The 1057-nt window shown below is 51.6% G+C and carries 1 pseudogene; it reads left to right on the top strand.

The features are described 5' to 3' along the window. Positions 1 to 141 precede the first annotated feature (141 nt). Positions 142 to 1057 (top strand): annotated as a pseudogene (locus AACY31_RS28760) (sugar-binding protein); the annotation flags it as partial.

The raw sequence follows: 1057 nt of genomic DNA, 5'->3' as shown, positions 1-1057 counted from the left end.
GCCTTGCTGCGCCCGGAAGGGCTGAAAAATGAAGAAAATGGATCAAATTTCGACGCGGGTCGTTTTTTGAAAAGTACTGACGGCTCGATAGCCGGAAAACATCCGGCTATTTCAGACCATCCCTAGTTCGTGAGGTTGACCATGACTGTATCCACCGCTGTGCATTCCAATGCCTTTAATTTTTTGAGTTTCATCCAGACGGGGGTAGATCCACGAACCGGTTTTTATACCGTGTCGTTATCGTTGCCGGAACTTTTCAGTAATAATCTGCGGGGCCCGTCTGTGCCGTTGGTGCTCAATTACAATCCGTTGAATACTCGTGATACCGGCTTTGGCAAGGGCTGGAACCTTGCGCTAAGCCAGTACACCCCAAGCAATCAAGTTGTTTCGGTGTATTTGGGGCAAACGTTCAAAGTTACCGGGCCATACGAAGGTGTTGCCAATCGTATGAAAATGAAAGAGCAAAAGATCGAGGATTTTCAGTTTTACCAACTGCCTGGCGACCAGTTCAAGATCGTTCATAAATCGGGGCTTGTCGAAGTGCTGGCACTCAAGGGACCCAGCCCGCAGGTGGCCGTACCGGTAAAAATGTATTCTGCGCAAGGGCACGAAATTACCTTGGAATACGTAACGGTCGGTGATGCGCCGATGCTCAGCGCCATTCGCGACAGGCATGGGCTGCTGTTCCAGATCACCCGCAATCTTATTACCCAAGCCGTCACGCTGGGTTTTACGCCCGTCAATGGTACGCCATTGGCCGCGGTTGTCTTGAGCATGAAGAGCGGTCGTGTCGACAGGATCACCCTACCAACCACGGAAAATGCCGGTTGGCGCTTTGAATACCACCTGGAAAAAAATCTCGACTGCATCAGCGAGGTCTGGACGCCCCTGGGTGCCCATGAAACCGTTCAGTACAACGATGGAGGCCATGGTTTTCCTGATAAAGACAACCCGCAACGTAAGTTGCCCAGGGTGACCGATCATATTACCGACCCTGGCGGTGATCAGAGACCCATCACGGTGAAGTACACCTATGGCGCCGATGGGCATAATTTCC

Source organism: Pseudomonas sp. RL_105y_Pfl2_101 (assembly GCF_963970585.1).
Taxonomy (GTDB): domain Bacteria; phylum Pseudomonadota; class Gammaproteobacteria; order Pseudomonadales; family Pseudomonadaceae; genus Aquipseudomonas.
This window is presented reverse-complemented; position numbering and strand designations above follow the sequence as displayed.